Here is a 555-nt window from a genome sequence, read left to right on the forward strand (position 1 = left end):
AGAATTTGTTACGCGAGCAACTTCACCACGGGCAAAATCACCGCTCACCTTGATGACCCCTTTTGCTAGCAAGCTGCTGCCTTTACCTACAACCGCATTTACCGCACCATCATCGATGATAATATCACCCGATGCTGCAGGACCAGCGAGGATCCAACGCTTACGGTTTTCCAATGCTTCTGAACAAGGTAGGAAACGCGTACCTTGAGGCTCCGTGCTCAACGAGTCAAAAATTACGTTTGGCGCGCTACCTGCTGCGATAATAACTTCAATACCCGCGCGACGTGCGATGTCGGCTGCTTGAAGTTTCGTCGCCATACCACCCGTACCGAGTGTTGTACCGCTGCCGCCAGCAATTTTACGCAACGTGTCATCAATGGTTTTAACTTCTTTGATCAGCTCTGCATTCGGATCTTTGCGTGGGTCTGCAGTAAACAGACCTTTTTGGTCTGTCAGTAGCAATAACTTATCTGCACCACACAAAATACCCACTAAAGCCGATAGGTTGTCATTGTCGCCGACTTTGATTTCACTGGTGGCTACTGCATCATTTTC

Annotated in this window: 1 protein-coding gene; it reads right to left on the reverse strand. The window is 48.8% G+C overall.

Features of this window, described 5'->3' with window-relative positions:
* Nucleotides 1-555: glutamate 5-kinase (gene proB, locus R8N49_RS29520; protein WP_318190746.1), on the reverse strand; the 555-nt coding region annotated here is incomplete at both ends.

The organism is Vibrio sp. 1978, assembly GCF_033344345.1.